This window comes from Methylobacter luteus IMV-B-3098, from assembly GCF_000427625.1.
GTDB classification, from domain to species: Bacteria; Pseudomonadota; Gammaproteobacteria; order Methylococcales; family Methylomonadaceae; genus Methylobacter; species Methylobacter luteus.
Map to the genome: position 1 here is coordinate 3777599 of NZ_KE386569.1, position 13690 is coordinate 3791288.

At 44.2% G+C, this 13690-nt stretch carries 18 protein-coding genes (1 of these 18 only partly in view); 7 read left to right on the forward strand and 11 right to left on the reverse strand.

All coding sequences use genetic code 11. The annotated features are described in order from the left end of the window. Nucleotides 1–48: 48 nt before the first annotated feature. Together METLU_RS0120060 and METLU_RS27520 are read right to left on the reverse strand one after the other, a co-directional pair. On the reverse strand, nt 49–525 hold the full coding sequence (locus tag METLU_RS0120060) for a CYTH domain-containing protein (protein ID WP_027159795.1): 477 nt from the start codon (nt 523–525) through the stop codon (nt 49–51). A 10-nt stretch (nt 526–535) separates the two neighbouring features. Next, on the reverse strand, nt 536–772 hold the full coding sequence (locus METLU_RS27520) for a CDGSH iron-sulfur domain-containing protein (RefSeq protein ID WP_081679148.1): 237 nt from the start codon (nt 770–772) through the stop codon (nt 536–538). A 249-nt stretch (nt 773–1021) separates the two neighbouring features. Here METLU_RS27520 and sodB point away from each other — a divergent pair, with 249 nt between their 5' ends. From sodB to METLU_RS0120075, 3 genes are all read left to right on the forward strand, one after another. Continuing rightward, the gene (gene sodB, locus METLU_RS0120065) at nt 1022–1603 is read left to right on the forward strand and encodes a superoxide dismutase [Fe] (RefSeq protein WP_027159796.1); all 582 of its coding nucleotides are present in this window, start codon (nt 1022–1024) and stop codon (nt 1601–1603) included. Nucleotides 1604–1668: 65 nt separating this feature from the next. Continuing rightward, nucleotides 1669–2364 carry an SDR family oxidoreductase gene (locus tag METLU_RS0120070; RefSeq protein WP_027159797.1) on the forward strand — a complete coding sequence of 232 codons (696 nt, stop codon included), beginning with the start codon at nt 1669–1671 and terminating at the stop codon, nt 2362–2364. A 5-nt stretch (nt 2365–2369) separates the two neighbouring features. Further along, a complete protein-coding gene (locus METLU_RS0120075; protein ID WP_051300303.1) occupies nt 2370–2870 on the forward strand; it encodes a DUF3455 domain-containing protein in 501 nt (166 codons plus the stop codon). On the opposite strand, the gene METLU_RS0120080 is transcribed toward METLU_RS0120075, so the two are convergent. The 5 genes from METLU_RS0120080 to arsC all read right to left on the reverse strand — a co-directional run bounded on the left by METLU_RS0120080 (nt 2858) and on the right by arsC (nt 5869). Next, nucleotides 2858–3787, reverse strand: a complete 930-nt coding sequence (locus tag METLU_RS0120080; protein WP_027159799.1) for a ketopantoate reductase family protein — start codon at nt 3785–3787, stop codon at nt 2858–2860. The two genes, METLU_RS0120075 and METLU_RS0120080, sit on opposite strands and share 13 nt — an antisense overlap. Continuing rightward, nucleotides 3780–4481 carry a DnaA regulatory inactivator Hda gene (gene hda / locus METLU_RS0120085; RefSeq protein WP_027159800.1) on the reverse strand — a complete coding sequence of 234 codons (702 nt, stop codon included), beginning with the start codon at nt 4479–4481 and terminating at the stop codon, nt 3780–3782. The genes METLU_RS0120080 and hda overlap by 8 nt, the downstream gene beginning before the upstream one ends. 2 nt (nt 4482–4483) lie before the next feature. Next, on the reverse strand, nt 4484–4837 hold the full coding sequence (locus METLU_RS0120090; protein ID WP_027159801.1) for a DUF2069 domain-containing protein: 354 nt from the start codon (nt 4835–4837) through the stop codon (nt 4484–4486). Next, nucleotides 4834–5427 (reverse strand): NAD(P)H:quinone oxidoreductase, encoded by a 594-nt coding sequence (gene wrbA / locus METLU_RS0120095; RefSeq protein WP_027159802.1) that lies wholly within the window; start codon nt 5425–5427, stop codon nt 4834–4836. The genes METLU_RS0120090 and wrbA overlap by 4 nt, the downstream gene beginning before the upstream one ends. Before the next feature lie 94 nt (nt 5428–5521). Beyond that, entirely contained in the window at nt 5522–5869 is a 348-nt protein-coding gene (gene arsC, locus METLU_RS0120100) for an arsenate reductase (glutaredoxin) (RefSeq protein ID WP_027159803.1), read from the reverse strand. A gap of 178 nt (nt 5870–6047) precedes the next feature. Between arsC and ubiA the strand changes: the two genes are divergently transcribed. Beyond that, nucleotides 6048–6917: a 4-hydroxybenzoate octaprenyltransferase gene (gene ubiA / locus METLU_RS0120105; protein WP_051300305.1), complete on the forward strand. Its 870-nt coding sequence runs from the start codon at nt 6048–6050 to the stop codon at nt 6915–6917. Nucleotides 6918–7006: 89 nt separating this feature from the next. Here ubiA and METLU_RS0120110 read toward each other — a convergent pair whose 3' ends face one another. Then, nucleotides 7007–7852 carry a sulfurtransferase gene (locus METLU_RS0120110; RefSeq protein ID WP_027159805.1) on the reverse strand — a complete coding sequence of 282 codons (846 nt, stop codon included), beginning with the start codon at nt 7850–7852 and terminating at the stop codon, nt 7007–7009. A gap of 5 nt (nt 7853–7857) precedes the next feature. Next, nucleotides 7858–8835, reverse strand: a complete 978-nt coding sequence (locus METLU_RS0120115) for an NAD(P)H-quinone oxidoreductase (RefSeq protein WP_027159806.1) — start codon at nt 8833–8835, stop codon at nt 7858–7860. A gap of 161 nt (nt 8836–8996) precedes the next feature. Here METLU_RS0120115 and argC point away from each other — a divergent pair, with 161 nt between their 5' ends. Then, nucleotides 8997–10028, forward strand: a complete 1032-nt coding sequence (gene argC / locus METLU_RS0120120; RefSeq protein WP_027159807.1) for an N-acetyl-gamma-glutamyl-phosphate reductase — start codon at nt 8997–8999, stop codon at nt 10026–10028. Nucleotides 10029–10094: 66 nt separating this feature from the next. Next, complete coding sequence (gene erpA / locus METLU_RS0120125; protein ID WP_036243325.1) at nt 10095–10427, forward strand: iron-sulfur cluster insertion protein ErpA; 333 nt, start codon at nt 10095–10097, stop codon at nt 10425–10427. Nucleotides 10428–10465: 38 nt separating this feature from the next. Here erpA and METLU_RS0120130 read toward each other — a convergent pair whose 3' ends face one another. Both METLU_RS0120130 and METLU_RS28105 read right to left on the reverse strand, forming a co-directional pair. Further along, nucleotides 10466–11584 (reverse strand): anhydro-N-acetylmuramic acid kinase, encoded by a 1119-nt coding sequence (locus METLU_RS0120130; RefSeq protein WP_027159809.1) that lies wholly within the window; start codon nt 11582–11584, stop codon nt 10466–10468. Between the two features lie 8 nt (nt 11585–11592). Then, nucleotides 11593–12978 (reverse strand): peptidoglycan DD-metalloendopeptidase family protein, encoded by a 1386-nt coding sequence (locus METLU_RS28105; RefSeq protein ID WP_036243326.1) that lies wholly within the window; start codon nt 12976–12978, stop codon nt 11593–11595. 178 nt (nt 12979–13156) lie between these two features. Between METLU_RS28105 and tyrS the strand changes: the two genes are divergently transcribed. Further along, a protein-coding gene (tyrS, locus tag METLU_RS0120140) for a tyrosine--tRNA ligase (RefSeq protein WP_027159811.1) crosses the window boundary here: on the forward strand, nt 13157–13690 show its 5' portion. 663 nt of this gene lie beyond the right edge of the window; only the first 534 of its 1197 coding nucleotides appear in the window; its start codon is at nt 13157–13159; its stop codon lies beyond the right edge, outside the window.

Here is a 13690-nt window from a genome sequence, read left to right on the forward strand (position 1 = left end):
GCAAATATAGAGTAAATTGCCGTTTATTTCAATATGTGTATGAAGTATTTAGTTTTTACACCATTCTGAATAAGGATGAATCGCAAGATTATTGTTGTAATAACGCAAATCATGCGTAACTTCCTCTCCCAACCAATCGGGTTTTGAAAAGGACTGTCCCTCTTCCGATAACTCAATTTCAGCAACAATCAATCCCTCATTTTCTCCTTCAAACTCATCTATTTCCCAAGTGTTTGTATCATTAATGACGAAATGACGTGTTTTTTCGATTAAAGGTTTTTTGCAAAGATCGTTCATGATTTCATTTGCATCAGATAACGGAATTTCATACTCGTATTCGTGCCTATGTGTGCCGATGGTTGCGCTTTTTATATTCAACCAAGCTTGTTCATCACTGATTCGGACCCTGATCGAATTTGCCTCTGCCGAACTTAAATAGCCTTGTCGGTATCTAATAGAGCGCTTAATTTGCTTGCGCCAATCATTATTCGCAAGTAAAAATTTATGTTCTATTTCTATGGCCATAATAAAAAGATCAGTCTATTTGACAATGACTGCCGTCACAGTGAGGAGGGGTTTGTGATGCTGTACAGGCGCATAAATAGACCGTTTTGGTCTCTTCGGCTAAAAAACTAACAGGTTTTTTATCTGAAGCTCCTTTATGCGCACCATCGCATAAAGGCATGGTTTGACTTAATCCGCAACTGCACCATGAATAGCTTTTGCCTGCTTCAACTTGAGCAGGAAGGGGCAAATTAGTTTTAGTTGGCATGACACGTTCTCTTATAAAAAACATGAATTATAAGATAACTTTAATACTCTAACCATAATTCCAAAAATTACGGAAGCGATGTCGTATTTTATGATTATGATAAGGGTAAAGAAGAGTTAAATAAGTCTCGCTTTATTTAATTGGCTAGCAGTGCTAAAGTAATAGTTTATTAAATTACTTGGTATTTATATTCTGTTGCAATCTGTTAAATTAGCAACAATTCTTAACGTATTTTATTAGGAGAATAAAATGGCTTTCGAACTTCCTGTTTTACCTTATGCTAAAGATGCGCTGGCTCCTCATATTTCAGAAGAAACGCTAGAGTATCATTATGGAAAACATCATCAAACCTATGTAACTAATCTGAATAACCTTATTTCAGGAACTGAATTCGAAGGTTTATCTTTAGAAGAAATCATCGTCAAATCTTCTGGCGGTATCTTCAACAATGCGGCACAAGTTTGGAACCATACATTTTATTGGAATTGCATGACGCCTAATGGTGGCGGTCAGCCTACCGGTGCTTTAGCCGATGCTATTAATGCTGCTTTTGGCTCATTTGAAAAATTTAAGGAAGAATTTACAAAATGCGCCGTAACTACATTTGGTTCGGGTTGGGCCTGGCTAGCAAAAAACGCTGATGGCAGTTTAGCTCTCGTTAGCACCAGTAACGCAGGTTGCCCATTAACTACAGGACAAACACCTCTGATGACCTGTGATGTCTGGGAACACGCTTACTACATCGACTATCGTAATGCCCGTCCAGCTTATTTAGAACACTTCTGGTCATTGGTTAATTGGGATTTTGTGGCTAAAAACTTCACAGCTTAATTTCTGAACTGAAAGAAACCTTCTGTATCTTAAAAATGCAGAAGGTTTTTTTATGGGGCAATAAAATGGCTACAGTTTTAATTACCGGTGCTAATCGTGGATTAGGTCTGGCGTTTTGTCGTCAATATGCACAAATCGGTTGGACAGTGATTGCTTGTTGCCGAAATCCAGAAGACGCGTTTGAATTAAACAATCTCGCCAGTGATCGCGCTAATGTTCAGATAGAAGCTTTAGATGTTTCTGATTTAGAGCAAATTGAAGTGCTGGCGCATAAGTTAGCCGATTTACCGATTGATGTGCTGATCAATAACGCAGGTATCTATGCCGATGATCGAGAACATGCTTTCGGCCAGTTGAATTATCAGGCATGGACGAAATCATTTATTGTTAATGCCCAGGCCCCGGTTAAAATGGCAGAAGCTTTTCTGCCGCAAATTAAGCGTAGCGAGAAGAAACTAATCGTCAGCATCAGTAGTTTAATGGGCAGTATCGCTGATAATACTAATGGTGGTAGTATTTTATATCGTTCAAGCAAAGCCGCGCTCAATGCCGCAATGAAATCTTTAGCGCTTGATCTTAATGAACAAACTGTCGGTGTGCTTATTTTACATCCGGGTTGGGTTAAAACGGATATGGGCGGCATCAATGCATTGATTGAGGCTGATGAAAGTGTGTCAGGCATGCGCTCTGTGATAAGCGATTTTACCTTGCCGCAGTCAGGTAGCTTTGTTAAGTACGATGGAACCCAATTACCATGGTGAGGCCTATGATTAAAAAGATATTGTTTTTATGGGTATTATTACTGGCAACTGTCAATGCAGACACTTCAATACCTGAGCAAATTAGAGTGCCTGCCGGCAATAAGTCTGTTTTGTCTGTACATGCGAAAGGTGATCAGATTTATCAGTGTTCAGTAGACAACAATAAGTATGCCTGGAAAATACAGGCGCCTGATGCCCGTTTATACGATGCGCAAGGTCGGATTGTCGGAAACCACTATGCCGGGCCTGTTTGGGAATATAAAGAAGGCAGCCGTATTGTCGGACGGATAGTCAATAAAATCGATATTGCGCCAAAGTCATCTATTTCCTGGTTACTGGTTGAAGTGATAGGGCACAAGGGCAATGGTTTGTTTTCGGATGTAAAATACATCAATCGGAATAATACGCATGGTGGTCTCCCGCCTTTATCGGGATGCGATGCTAATCACCTGGGTAGTGAAAAGCGTGTTCCGTATACAGCAGACTATATTTTTTATGCCAAATGATTGAGCTGCAATTCCCGCAGTTTCATCAGGGCATAGACAGATTCTAAATGAGGGCACGCAATGCCTTCCCGTCTGCCGGCACGTAAAGCATTGCCTAAGATCACTTCTGTTTCCATAAGATGGTTGTTTTCATAATCCAGAAGCATACTGGTTTTATAGGGTGGCATGGCATAGGTGTTTTTGATATTGATATCAATAATATCATCGGGTAGACGATGTCCACACGCTTCAGCGATGTCAAAAATTTCCTGCATGATATGACGCACAAAAGTTTCCTGAGATCGCAGAATATCAAGGGTTGGCAGACCACCAGATAGAACTGATAATGGATTAAAAGCCGCATTCCAGATACATTTTTGCCAGCGCCGAGTAATAATATTTTCAGTCGCTTCGCATTCAATACCGGATCGAATAAATAATTCGCAGAGTCTCGCGGTTTTGGTGCTGATGAAACCAGGCAAATTGCCGATCGCCAGATGGCCATAAGCCAGATGCAATATTTCTCCAGAATTAATCCGATTGCTGCAAATAAACGCCAGGCCGCTGATGACTTCATTGTCTGGGAAAGCTGTCAGCATTTCCTGCTCGATTTCAACGCCATTCTGGATGAATACAATGGCTGTTTCATCAGTTACAGCGGGGCGGATCAATGAGGCTAAATCAATGCCGGGAAGCACTTTCGTGCAGAGCAAAACATAATCCGCCGTGCCTTTAAAATCCACCGCATTTTTCAGCACTTTGGATGGGGTAAAAGTCCAGCGGCCAAGATCATTGCTATTGATAGTATAGCCATATCGTTTGACGTGCTCATAATCGGAGCGGCAGACGACCGACACATCAGCGCCTGCTTTAGCCAATAGTGCGCCATAGAATGCGCCAATGGCGCCTGCACCTATAATGAGTATTTTGCTAGACATGGTTGTCGTCCATAATCTGTTTCAGAAATGGAATGGTTAACTTGCGTTTGGCGGCCAACGATGCCTGATCAAGTTTTTCCAGCAGAGCCCACAATGAAGCCAAATCTCTAACATAGTGTGTCAGTAGAAAACGGCCGGCTTTCGGAGAGATCTCAAAGCCCATTTGATTAGCTTTAAAGGTTAATGCCGCAATTCTGTCATGATCGGCTAAAGGCTGTATTTTTAACGCCAGTCCCCAATTAAGCCGGGTTTTAAGATCAGGTAATTGAATCGCGATGTCATTGGGTGCACGATGTGCAGATAAGATAAGTTTGTGGCCGCGATCACGATGCTGGTTAAAAAAATTAAAAAAAGCCATTTCCCAAGTTGGGTTACCGGCCAAGTGTTCAATATTATCAAAGCAAACGACGTCGATTTCATCAAGACCGCCGAGCATAATCGGATCAGGTAAGGCTGAATTCGAAAAAGAGAAAAAGAATGAACTGAGCCCTAGTATATATGCTTGGCAGCAGCAGGCTTGCAATAAATGGCTTTTTCCCTGGCCGTGTTTGCCCCAGAGAAAAATTTGTTGCTCGCCAGTGCCTGCAATACAGTTTTGCAAATGAGTGATGATTTCTTGATTGTCGCCAGGGTAGAAATTATTAAAAGTCTGATTGGCCCTGAATTCAAAATGTAAGGGAAGTTGCTTTGCCATTATCAGCTATGGTTTCCTGCAAATCGGACATACAGTGTCGAGCCGAGAAAAAGCATCAAACTTAGTATGATCTCCAACGATGCATATAGGCGTTCATCCGCATTGGCATAAGCTTCAGCAGAGCCGTGTATAAAATAGATAAGGCTAATGTAAGCAGCCCAGGCGCAGCTTTTCCGATTGCGGTCCAACAGTCCGCGCATCGGTAGCAATAGCGGTGTAACGGTAATTAATAACATTAACGCAACAGGAAAGCGTGTCGAAGGCGCCAAAACTGTATGCCACAACATCAATAAGGCAAATAGACCGAAAAAGCCGCTCAAAGCCATGGAATAATAATAGATGGGCTTTATTTTCATGAGCCTTGCTTTAAACGCAGCGCCGTTTGAGCCAATCGCATACCAAGAGCGCGGCACAATTTTTTTTCCTGATCGCTTAATACGGCATTATTTAATGATACATGGCTTGGGCCGTAGGGCGTGCCGCCGGAAGTCGTTTCCCGCAAAGCCGTTTCAGTGTAAGGCAAGCCTAATATGAGCATGCCGTGATGCATCAATGGCAGCATCATCGATAGTAACGTGCTCTCCTGGCCCCCATGCATACTGCCGGTAGAAGTAAATACGCCGGCTGGCTTGCCGGATAATGCACCTGAAAACCAGATTTCGGTTGTGCTATCGATAAAATACTTTAGCGGCGCCGCCATATTGCCAAAATGGGTGGGACTGCCTAGCGCCAGCCCATCGCAATTTTTTAAATCTTCCAATGTAGCATAAGGTGCGCCACGATCCGGAATACTTGCCGCGACTTTTTCGCAGACGCTGGACACATCGGGAACGGTTCTGAGTACCGCTTCAACACCGGCGACCAATTCAATGCCGCGAGCGATATGATTGGCCATTTCGGCTGTGGTTCCATGGCGCGAGAAATAGAGAACCAGAATTTTAGTCATGACAGAAGCAGCGGTTTAAAATGATTTATATATCAGTGGTCTTAATCCCCTTCGGGAGAGAAGGAAGGATAATACCGTCATCGAATTGGAGCAGCTACAAAATAGCCAGCACATCTTCCGGCGGTCGGCCAATAGCGGCTTTGCCATTGGCAATCACAATAGGACGTTCAATCAATACAGGATTGTTTACCATGCCATTGATCAGTGCCTGGCGGTCCAGCGATTCATCATCCAAGCCAGCGGCTTTGTATTCGGCTTCTTTTTTACGCATTAATTCACGAGGCTCCATGTCCAGTTTTTCCAGGATATCATTCAACTCTGCAGCGCTAGGAGGCGTTTTCAGGTATTCGATAATCTCTGGTTCAATACTCTGTGCTTGCAATAACTCTAGGGTTTGACGCGATTTACTGCAACGCGGGTTGTGATAAATTTTTACGCTCATGATTACCTATCCATTGGGCACAAGTGCTCGTTAAAACAAAAAAGCTATAATAGCATTTTTAATAAAAATCACGCTTTAAAACGAATGGCCTAAAGACATGCCGACTTGAGTTTCGTACGAAGTTAGGTTTGAACAATTGAAAGCAGTTCACTCTGCGTAAAAGGTAAAGGTAGTGACAATAGATACGATAAAGGATAGAGCCAGTCAATACTGGTTATTAGCACGATTTGACAAGCCTATCGGCATATTGATTTTATTGTGGCCAGCGCTTTGGGCACTTTGGATCGCCGGTGATGGCAAGCCCGACTTATTGGTCTTGACTGTTATCTGCCTGGGCGTGGTGCTAATGCGGGCGGCTGGTTGCGTGATTAATGATTACGCCGATCGCGAATTTGATCCGCATGTGGAACGAACCAAACTGCGCCCTATAGCTGCGGGCAAGGTTAAGCCTAAGGAAGCCTTGATTGTTTTTGTCGTGCTGTGCGTGCTTTCTTTCTGTTTGGTGTTGTTGCTGAACACATACACGATTCTGCTGTCCTTCATTGCGGCATTTCTGGCAGCCAGTTATCCTTTTATGAAGCGCTACACGCATTTGCCGCAAGCTTATCTGGGCATAGCCTTTGGTTGGGCGGTGCCGATGGCGTTTAGCGCACAGACTAACAGTATTCCAATTGTGGCCTGGATTATGTACTTGGCCACGATTTTATGGGCATTAGTCTATGACACCATGTATGCCATGGTCGATAAAGACGATGACTTAAAAATAGGCATCAAATCGACTGCTATTTTATTTGGCGAATATGACCGGCACATCATGGCGACTTTGCAGCTCATTATTCTGAGCCTGCTGATCATTGTCGGACAAATGAAGGGTTTGGGCTGGTTTTATTATGTCGGGTTGCTGATTGCAGCGAGTTTATCTGTATATCAACAGATGCTGATTTTTCATCGCGAAAAAGCACGGTGTTTTAAGGCCTTTTTGAATAATAATTGGTTTGGCTTGGCTGTTTTCGCAGGATTTTTTTTGGATTATTTCTGGAAGGTATGATGACCGGCCTTCATAAGGATAGCTCTTGTTTTTTGCATGCTGGAATTTCGCGAAGCTCAATCCCAGCATGCCGCTTCGTTATCAAAAAGTTACGCTACGGCAACGCTCCTGTTTTTATCTCTAATCCAGTCACTCCAGGATCCCGCATAAAGTTTAGAGCCGGTTAAACCGGCATATTCCATTGCCAGCAGGTTATGACAGGCTGTGACTCCAGAACCGCACATGTGCACTGTTTGTTTCGAAGGCGTATTGTGTAATAGTTGCTTGAATTGTTCGCGCAATGCGTCAGCGGATAAAAATAAGCCATTGGCATCGAGATTTAACTGAAACGCCCGGTTTAATGCGCCGGGTATATGGCCGGCAACGGGATCGATAGGCTCCTGCTCGCCGCGGTAACGCTCAGGGGTTCTGGCATCAATCAGCTTAATAGTTCTCGCGGCCAATTTGTCTCGCACCTGTGCGGCATTCAGCCATTGGTTTTCGTCAAGATACATTCTGAAAATGGCGGGTTCAATGACCGGCAGCGTCGTGGTTAACGCATAGCCCTGTTTTTGCCACTGTTTAATGCCGCCGTCCAGCACAGCCACTTTCTCATGGCCCATGCAGCGTAGCAACCACCACAGGCGTCCGGCGAAAGCGCCGCCGGCATCATCGTATGCCACAACTTGGCTTTGATTGGTTACGCCCCATTGTCCCAGTTTTTTGGCTAATAAAGAAAAAGACGGCAGCGGATGACGGCCGGTCAAGTTAGTGACCTCCGAGGATAAGTCTTTATTTAGATGCGCATAGCGGGCATTGGGTAGATGGCTTTGGCGATAGGCTTTAGCGCCGACATCTGCGTCGGCTAGTGAGAAACGGCAGTCAAAAATGATCCAGTTAGGATCATTGATATGCTGGTTCAGAATGTCTGCCGAAATCAAAGTGGTGTATCTCATGTTTTTCATACCGTTAAGATGATTTTGCCGATGTGTTGACTGCTTTCCATTAACGCATGGGCTTGAGCTGCTTCTATTAACGGAAAAGTAGTATGAATTATAGGTCTTATTTGGCCGTAGTCGAGTAGGGGCCAGACCTGTTCAAGCAGATTCTTGGCGATATCGGCTTTAAAGGCGGTTTCTCTGGCACGCAATGTCGAACCGGTAACAGTTAGGCGTTTCAGCATGATAGGCAGCAGATCGATTTCTGATTTCTGGCCTCTTTGTAACGCGATCTGCACCAGGCGGGCGTCGAAAGCCATGCATTTTAAATTTCGCGGAAAATAGTCGCCGCCAATCATATCAAGTATGACATTGACGCCATTGCCGCCGGTTAATTGTCTGATTTCTTCGACAAAGTCCCGTTCATTGTAGTTAATCGCTGCATCGGCGCCAAGTTCGATGCAGAACTGGCATTTAGCCTCGGAACCGGCCGTGACGAAGACTTTGGCATCAAAAGCTTTGCTCAGCTGAATGGCTGTCGTGCCTATGCCACTGGTGCCGCCGTGGACCAATAACGTTTCGCCGGCCGAAAGTCGGGCGCGGTCAAATACATTGCTCCAGACCGTAAAAAAAGTTTCCGGCAGGGCTGCCGCTTCGACCAAACTCATGTCCTTGGGTATGGGTAGACATAGATCTGCCGAGGCTAGACAGTATTCGGCATAGCCACCGCCTGTTACCAACGCGCAGACTTGATCGCCTTCCTTAAGATGCGTGGGATTTTCGCCGATTGCTGCAACAGTTCCGGCGATTTCCAGGCCCGGAATATCAGAAGCGCCTGGTGGTGGCGGATATAGGCCTTTACGCTGCATGACATCGGGTCTATTAATACCGACTGCCGCCACTTTTATCAATACTTGGCCTGCTGAAGGCGTAGGGACGGGACGTTCTGTCGGCTTTAAAACTTCAGGTGTACCGCTTTCAGTAATTTCGATGGCGATCATATTGTCAGTCTCAGGCTGAGTTGATGAGTTTTTATAGGTACAACGTTTTGGAATAAAACGATAATGCCTAAGCCGGCTTTGAGTAAAGAAAAATGATTATACTGGGTCAGGTTGCAGGTATCATATGCGCTGGTTGTTTTTATGTTGGAGATGAAGAATAGATGATTCGTGCAGGTATTGTAGGTGGAACCGGCTACACGGGCGTGGAGTTATTGCGGATTCTGGCATCGCATTCGGAAGTTGACGTTGCGGTCGTGACATCGCGTTCGGATGCCGGATTGAGAGTGGATGCGCTTTATCCGAGCTTAAGAGGCGCTATCGATGTGGTATTCAGCCAGCCTGATGTGGAAACACTGGCTACATGCGATGTGGTTTTTTTCGCTACACCTAATGGTACAGCAATGCAGATGGCCGAGCAGTTGCTGGCTCGTGGTGTCAAGGTGATTGATCTGTCGGCGGATTTCAGGGTTAAAAACGTCAAGGATTGGGAAAAATGGTACGGCATGCAGCATGCCAGTCCTGATTTAATTGCCGAGGCTGTTTATGGCCTGCCGGAAGTCAACCGAGCAGCAATAAAAACGGCTAGTCTGATAGCTTGCCCAGGGTGTTATCCCACTGCGGTGCAACTGGGTTTCTTACCGTTGATTGAACAGGGCTTGATTGATGCGGATCATTTGATTGCCGACGTGAAATCCGGCGTCAGCGGCGCCGGGCGCAAGGCAGAACTGGCTACATTGATGAGTGAAACCGGTGAGAGCTTCAAAGCCTATGCCGTCAGTGGGCATCGTCATTTACCGGAAATCAGGCAAGGCCTTGAGATTGCGGCAGGAAAATCGGTCAGTCTGACATTTGTTCCGCACTTAACTCCGATGATTCGCGGTATTCATGCCACTTTATATGGCCAGCTGAATGCCGGTCACCATGATATACAAGCGTTATATGAAAAAAGATATGTCAATGAGTATTTTGTTGATGTGCTGCCTAGCGGCGCACATCCGGACACGCGCAATGTAAGAGGCAGCAATATGTGCCAGATCGCCGTGCATAAGCCGCAAGGCGGTCAAACGATTGTGATTTTATCAGTTATCGATAACCTGGTGAAAGGCGCGGCCGGACAGGCAATCCAGAATATGAATCTGATGTTTGGTCTAGCGGAAGAGTGTGGGTTAAAGATAGTAGCGTTATATCCATAATTGTTGACTAAAATGCTAGGTATAGTCATAATTTAACTTAATTTCAATTACTTAATATTTGTATTTATGTCTGATCCAATTATTTTTACTGACAGTGCTGCTGCTAAAGTAGGTGAATTGATTGCCGAGGAAGGCAATGACAATCTGAAACTGCGAGTTTATGTTTCAGGCGGTGGCTGTTCAGGGTTTCAATACGGTTTTACTTTTGATGAAGACGTTAATGAGGATGATACTTTGGTTGAAAACGGCGGTGTAACGGTTCTGATTGACTCTATGAGTATTCAGTATTTAACCGGTGCTGAAATCGATTATAAAGAGGATTTATCGGGTTCTCAGTTTGTGATCCGTAATCCAAATGCCACGACTACTTGCGGCTGCGGGTCTTCGTTCTCAGCGTAATGCTGTTTGTTGGGCGGTCAATTGGCCGCCCTTCTTATTCAGATTGCTTTATTGCCTTGATAAAGCCCACCCAAAATTACAGCTTTATTTGCTCCCGTCACTTCTTTAAGGTTACCCGGCTGATGGTTTAAAGTCTGTCTTGCTAGCCATGCAAATGCTATAGCTTCCACATGATCTGGATGAATCCCATATAGCTCCGTCGAACTAACAGGGCAGTTAAGATTCTGCCGGATCAGTTCTAACAGATAATCATTATGGATGCCACCGCCGCAAATTAATACCTGCTCCGTTAGCGGAGCGTATTTTTGAATGGCCTCACAAATAGTAATGGCTGTTAAAAAGCATAAGCTGGCCTGAATGTCTTCAGCTTTATAGTCCGTTGTTTTAATCTTTTGATTCAACCACGACAGTGAAAAATATTCTTTACCGGTACTTTTGGGCGGATGGATGCTAAAGTAAGTGTCTTGTTTTAAATTAGCCACTAAATCATGGTTAATTTTGCCTGTTTTGGCCCATATTCCGTTCTTATCATAGGCCAGATTAAGATGTTGATTAATCCACAAGTCCATCAATGTGTTTCCTGGACCTGTATCGAATCCTGTAACTTTGGAAGATTGATGGGCGGGTAAGACCGTGATATTGGCAATACCACCAATATTAACGATGCAGCGATGCTCGGTCCGGTGATTGAATACGGCCTCATGAAAGGCTGGAACCAGTGGAGCTCCTTGCCCATTTGCTGCAATATCGCGGCGTCTGAAGTCAGCCACCGTAGTAATGCCGGTTTTCTCGGCAATGATGTTCGGGTCGCCAATTTGCAAAGAAAAAGGAAGCTGAATGTCGGGCGCGTGGTAAATCGTTTGGCCATGGCTGCCGATTGCGATGATCGATGAGGCGCGGACTTTTGCCTTGGCGAGCAGCGAGTTGACAGTTTCCGCGAATAAATGGCCCAGTCGGGTATCCAAAGCGCCATAGTCTTTAAGGGAAATCAGCACGTCAGGCTCGCTGAGTCGTTGGATTGTGTTTTTGATCTCGGGTGAAAAAGGTAAATAGTCGAACGCGATCAGCCGAGTTTTATGGTCTTCAAAATCTACCAGACTTGCGTCGATTCCATCAAGACTGGTCCCAGACATCAAGCCGACATAAAGCTCAGGCATTGGTTGTTTTAATTATATTGGGATTGTGTTTTTGCAAACAAACTCTTGGCTTTAATCTGATTAAGCTGAGCTAAGAACGGTTGCGTTTGTGATTTAAAGTCAGCCAGCAAATCTTCACTGATAGGCAAGGAGTTTGGCAGTTTAACTGTTTCCGGATTGCGATAAACACCATCAACATGAAATTCGTAGTGCAAATGAGGACCTGTAGCCAAACCGGTTTGGCCTACATAACCGATAACATCGCCTTGTTTAACGTGACTGCCAACCTGAAGGCCCTTTTTAAATTTGGAAAGATGCGCATAAAGAGATTCATAGTGATCCCCATGTTTGATGATTGCAACTTGTCCATAACCGCCTTTACGGCCACTAAAAATAACTTCGCCGTCGCCTGTGGTTTTTACAGGCGTGCCTGTCCTGGCGGCATAATCGACGCCTTTGTGAGCACGAATTCTGTTCAGTATTGGATGCTTGCGTTTCAGATCAAAATGGGAACTGATGCGCGCGAAATCAACAGGTGTACTTAAGAAAGCCTTTTGCATAGACTGTCCATCGGGCGTGTAGTAATTGGTGCTACCTGTTTCATCTAAATATCGGACTGCTGTATAAGTCGATCCCTGATTGGTAAATTGCGCGGCAATGATTTCGTCGGTATCGGTCTCTTTGCCGTTAACAACCTTTTTTTCATAAACAACAGTGAAATAATCGCCATTCCGTAGATTGGTCGCAAAATCGATATCCCAAGCAAAAATATCGGTAAGTTGCATGATCAATTCTTTTGACAAACCGGCATCTAGTCCATCCAGAAACAAAGATGTCTCAATAGTGACATGTGCGCTTGCGGTTTTATAATTGGAAGCCTGATTCCGCATCTGCAATGATGTTTCTTTTTCAAATGGCTCATATGTTTCGGTTTCGTCAGTATGATTAAGTTGAGATTTGCCAAAATCCAAGTGAGAAACATTAGTAGGTATTTCCTTCAGGCGCGTCCTATTGTCAGCAATATGAATTGAAGTAGTTTTGGTTGAGTGTGGCGTAATTATTGAGCGCTTTCGAAAGCTCAATTGGGATAACGCTAGGGATTGTTCCTTGTTAGCTCTTGGGAAGTGAGATTTTTTAGAAAGCTTAGCAGATGCTATATGTTTTTTGTTGCTTTTAGAGGCCGAGGAAGTATGTTTCCTGCTAGTTGAAGCTATAATCAGTTTCTTGTGACCTTCTTTAGAAGAACTAATATTTTTCTTTTTAAAAGATTTTCCGTGTTTGGAATGCTTAGTTGATGAAGCAACAGTTTTAGCCGCACCGGTTTTATGCGCCGGTATTGTCTGTGAGTAACTGGTAGTTGCTGTAAAGACTGCGCTTATTCCCAAGAGCAAGGTCGTATAAATTCTTTTTTTCACGAGATTATGGCTAAGTTATTGAAACATAAGTAAAGCATGCATTATCAAGAAACTTTCTATTTCATTTTAAGGGTTTTTAAAGGTTTTACCAAATAATAGACGATATAAAGATTTATTCTATGGAATGGTTCATTAATTCTATAATAATGTTTTTAATACTTGATAGTGGAGAAAGACATTGCAAGAGGATGTATTGGCAAGCCTTCTAAGAGGTGCTGACGAAGTTTTAGTTGAGCAGGAGTTGGTAAAAAAACTGGAAGAGGGAAGGTCTTTGCGTGTTAAAGCCGGCTTTGACCCAACGGCGCCTGATTTGCATCTGGGGCATACAGTGCTTATTAATAAACTAAAGCAGTTCCAGGATGCTGGGCACGAAGTTCTGTTTTTGATTGGTGATTTTACCGGCATGATAGGTGATCCAACAGGAAAAAATACTACTCGTAAGCCATTATCCCGCGATGAAGTTATCGAGAATGCGAAGACCTATGAAGAGCAAATTTTCAAGATTCTCGATCCTGCCAAGACACTGGTGATGTTTAATTCAAGCTGGATGAATGCAATGTCGCCAGCCGACTTGATTCAGTTGGCTGCTAAACATACAGTGGCGCGCATGTTGGAGCGCGATGATTTCAATAAACGATTTAAAAGCGGGCAGCCTATTGCAATCCATGAGTTCATTTATCCGTTGATACAAGGCTATGATTCCGTCGCTATG

Excerpts from the sequence above, each read along its gene's own strand:
- sodB (WP_027159796.1), top strand. The coding sequence starts at position 1,022 with ATGGCTTTCGAACTTCCTGTTTTACCTTATGCTAAAGATGCGCTGGCT.
- METLU_RS0120075 (WP_051300303.1), top strand. The coding sequence starts at position 2,370 with ATGATTAAAAAGATATTGTTTTTATGGGTATTATTACTGGCAACTGTC.
- argC (WP_027159807.1), top strand. The coding sequence starts at position 8,997 with ATGATTCGTGCAGGTATTGTAGGTGGAACCGGCTACACGGGCGTGGAG.
- METLU_RS27520 (WP_081679148.1), bottom strand. The coding sequence starts at position 772 with ATGCCAACTAAAACTAATTTGCCCCTTCCTGCTCAAGTTGAAGCAGGC.
- METLU_RS0120110 (WP_027159805.1), bottom strand. The coding sequence starts at position 7,852 with ATGAGATACACCACTTTGATTTCGGCAGACATTCTGAACCAGCATATC.
- METLU_RS0120080 (WP_027159799.1), bottom strand. The coding sequence starts at position 3,787 with ATGTCTAGCAAAATACTCATTATAGGTGCAGGCGCCATTGGCGCATTC.
- METLU_RS0120070 (WP_027159797.1), top strand. The coding sequence starts at position 1,669 with ATGGCTACAGTTTTAATTACCGGTGCTAATCGTGGATTAGGTCTGGCG.
- wrbA (WP_027159802.1), bottom strand. The coding sequence starts at position 5,427 with ATGACTAAAATTCTGGTTCTCTATTTCTCGCGCCATGGAACCACAGCC.
- erpA (WP_036243325.1), top strand. The coding sequence starts at position 10,095 with ATGTCTGATCCAATTATTTTTACTGACAGTGCTGCTGCTAAAGTAGGT.
- METLU_RS0120130 (WP_027159809.1), bottom strand. The coding sequence starts at position 11,584 with ATGCCTGAGCTTTATGTCGGCTTGATGTCTGGGACCAGTCTTGATGGA.
- hda (WP_027159800.1), bottom strand. The coding sequence starts at position 4,481 with ATGGCAAAGCAACTTCCCTTACATTTTGAATTCAGGGCCAATCAGACT.
- METLU_RS0120060 (WP_027159795.1), bottom strand. The coding sequence starts at position 525 with ATGGCCATAGAAATAGAACATAAATTTTTACTTGCGAATAATGATTGG.
- METLU_RS0120115 (WP_027159806.1), bottom strand. The coding sequence starts at position 8,835 with ATGATCGCCATCGAAATTACTGAAAGCGGTACACCTGAAGTTTTAAAG.
- METLU_RS0120090 (WP_027159801.1), bottom strand. The coding sequence starts at position 4,837 with ATGAAAATAAAGCCCATCTATTATTATTCCATGGCTTTGAGCGGCTTT.
- arsC (WP_027159803.1), bottom strand. The coding sequence starts at position 5,869 with ATGAGCGTAAAAATTTATCACAACCCGCGTTGCAGTAAATCGCGTCAA.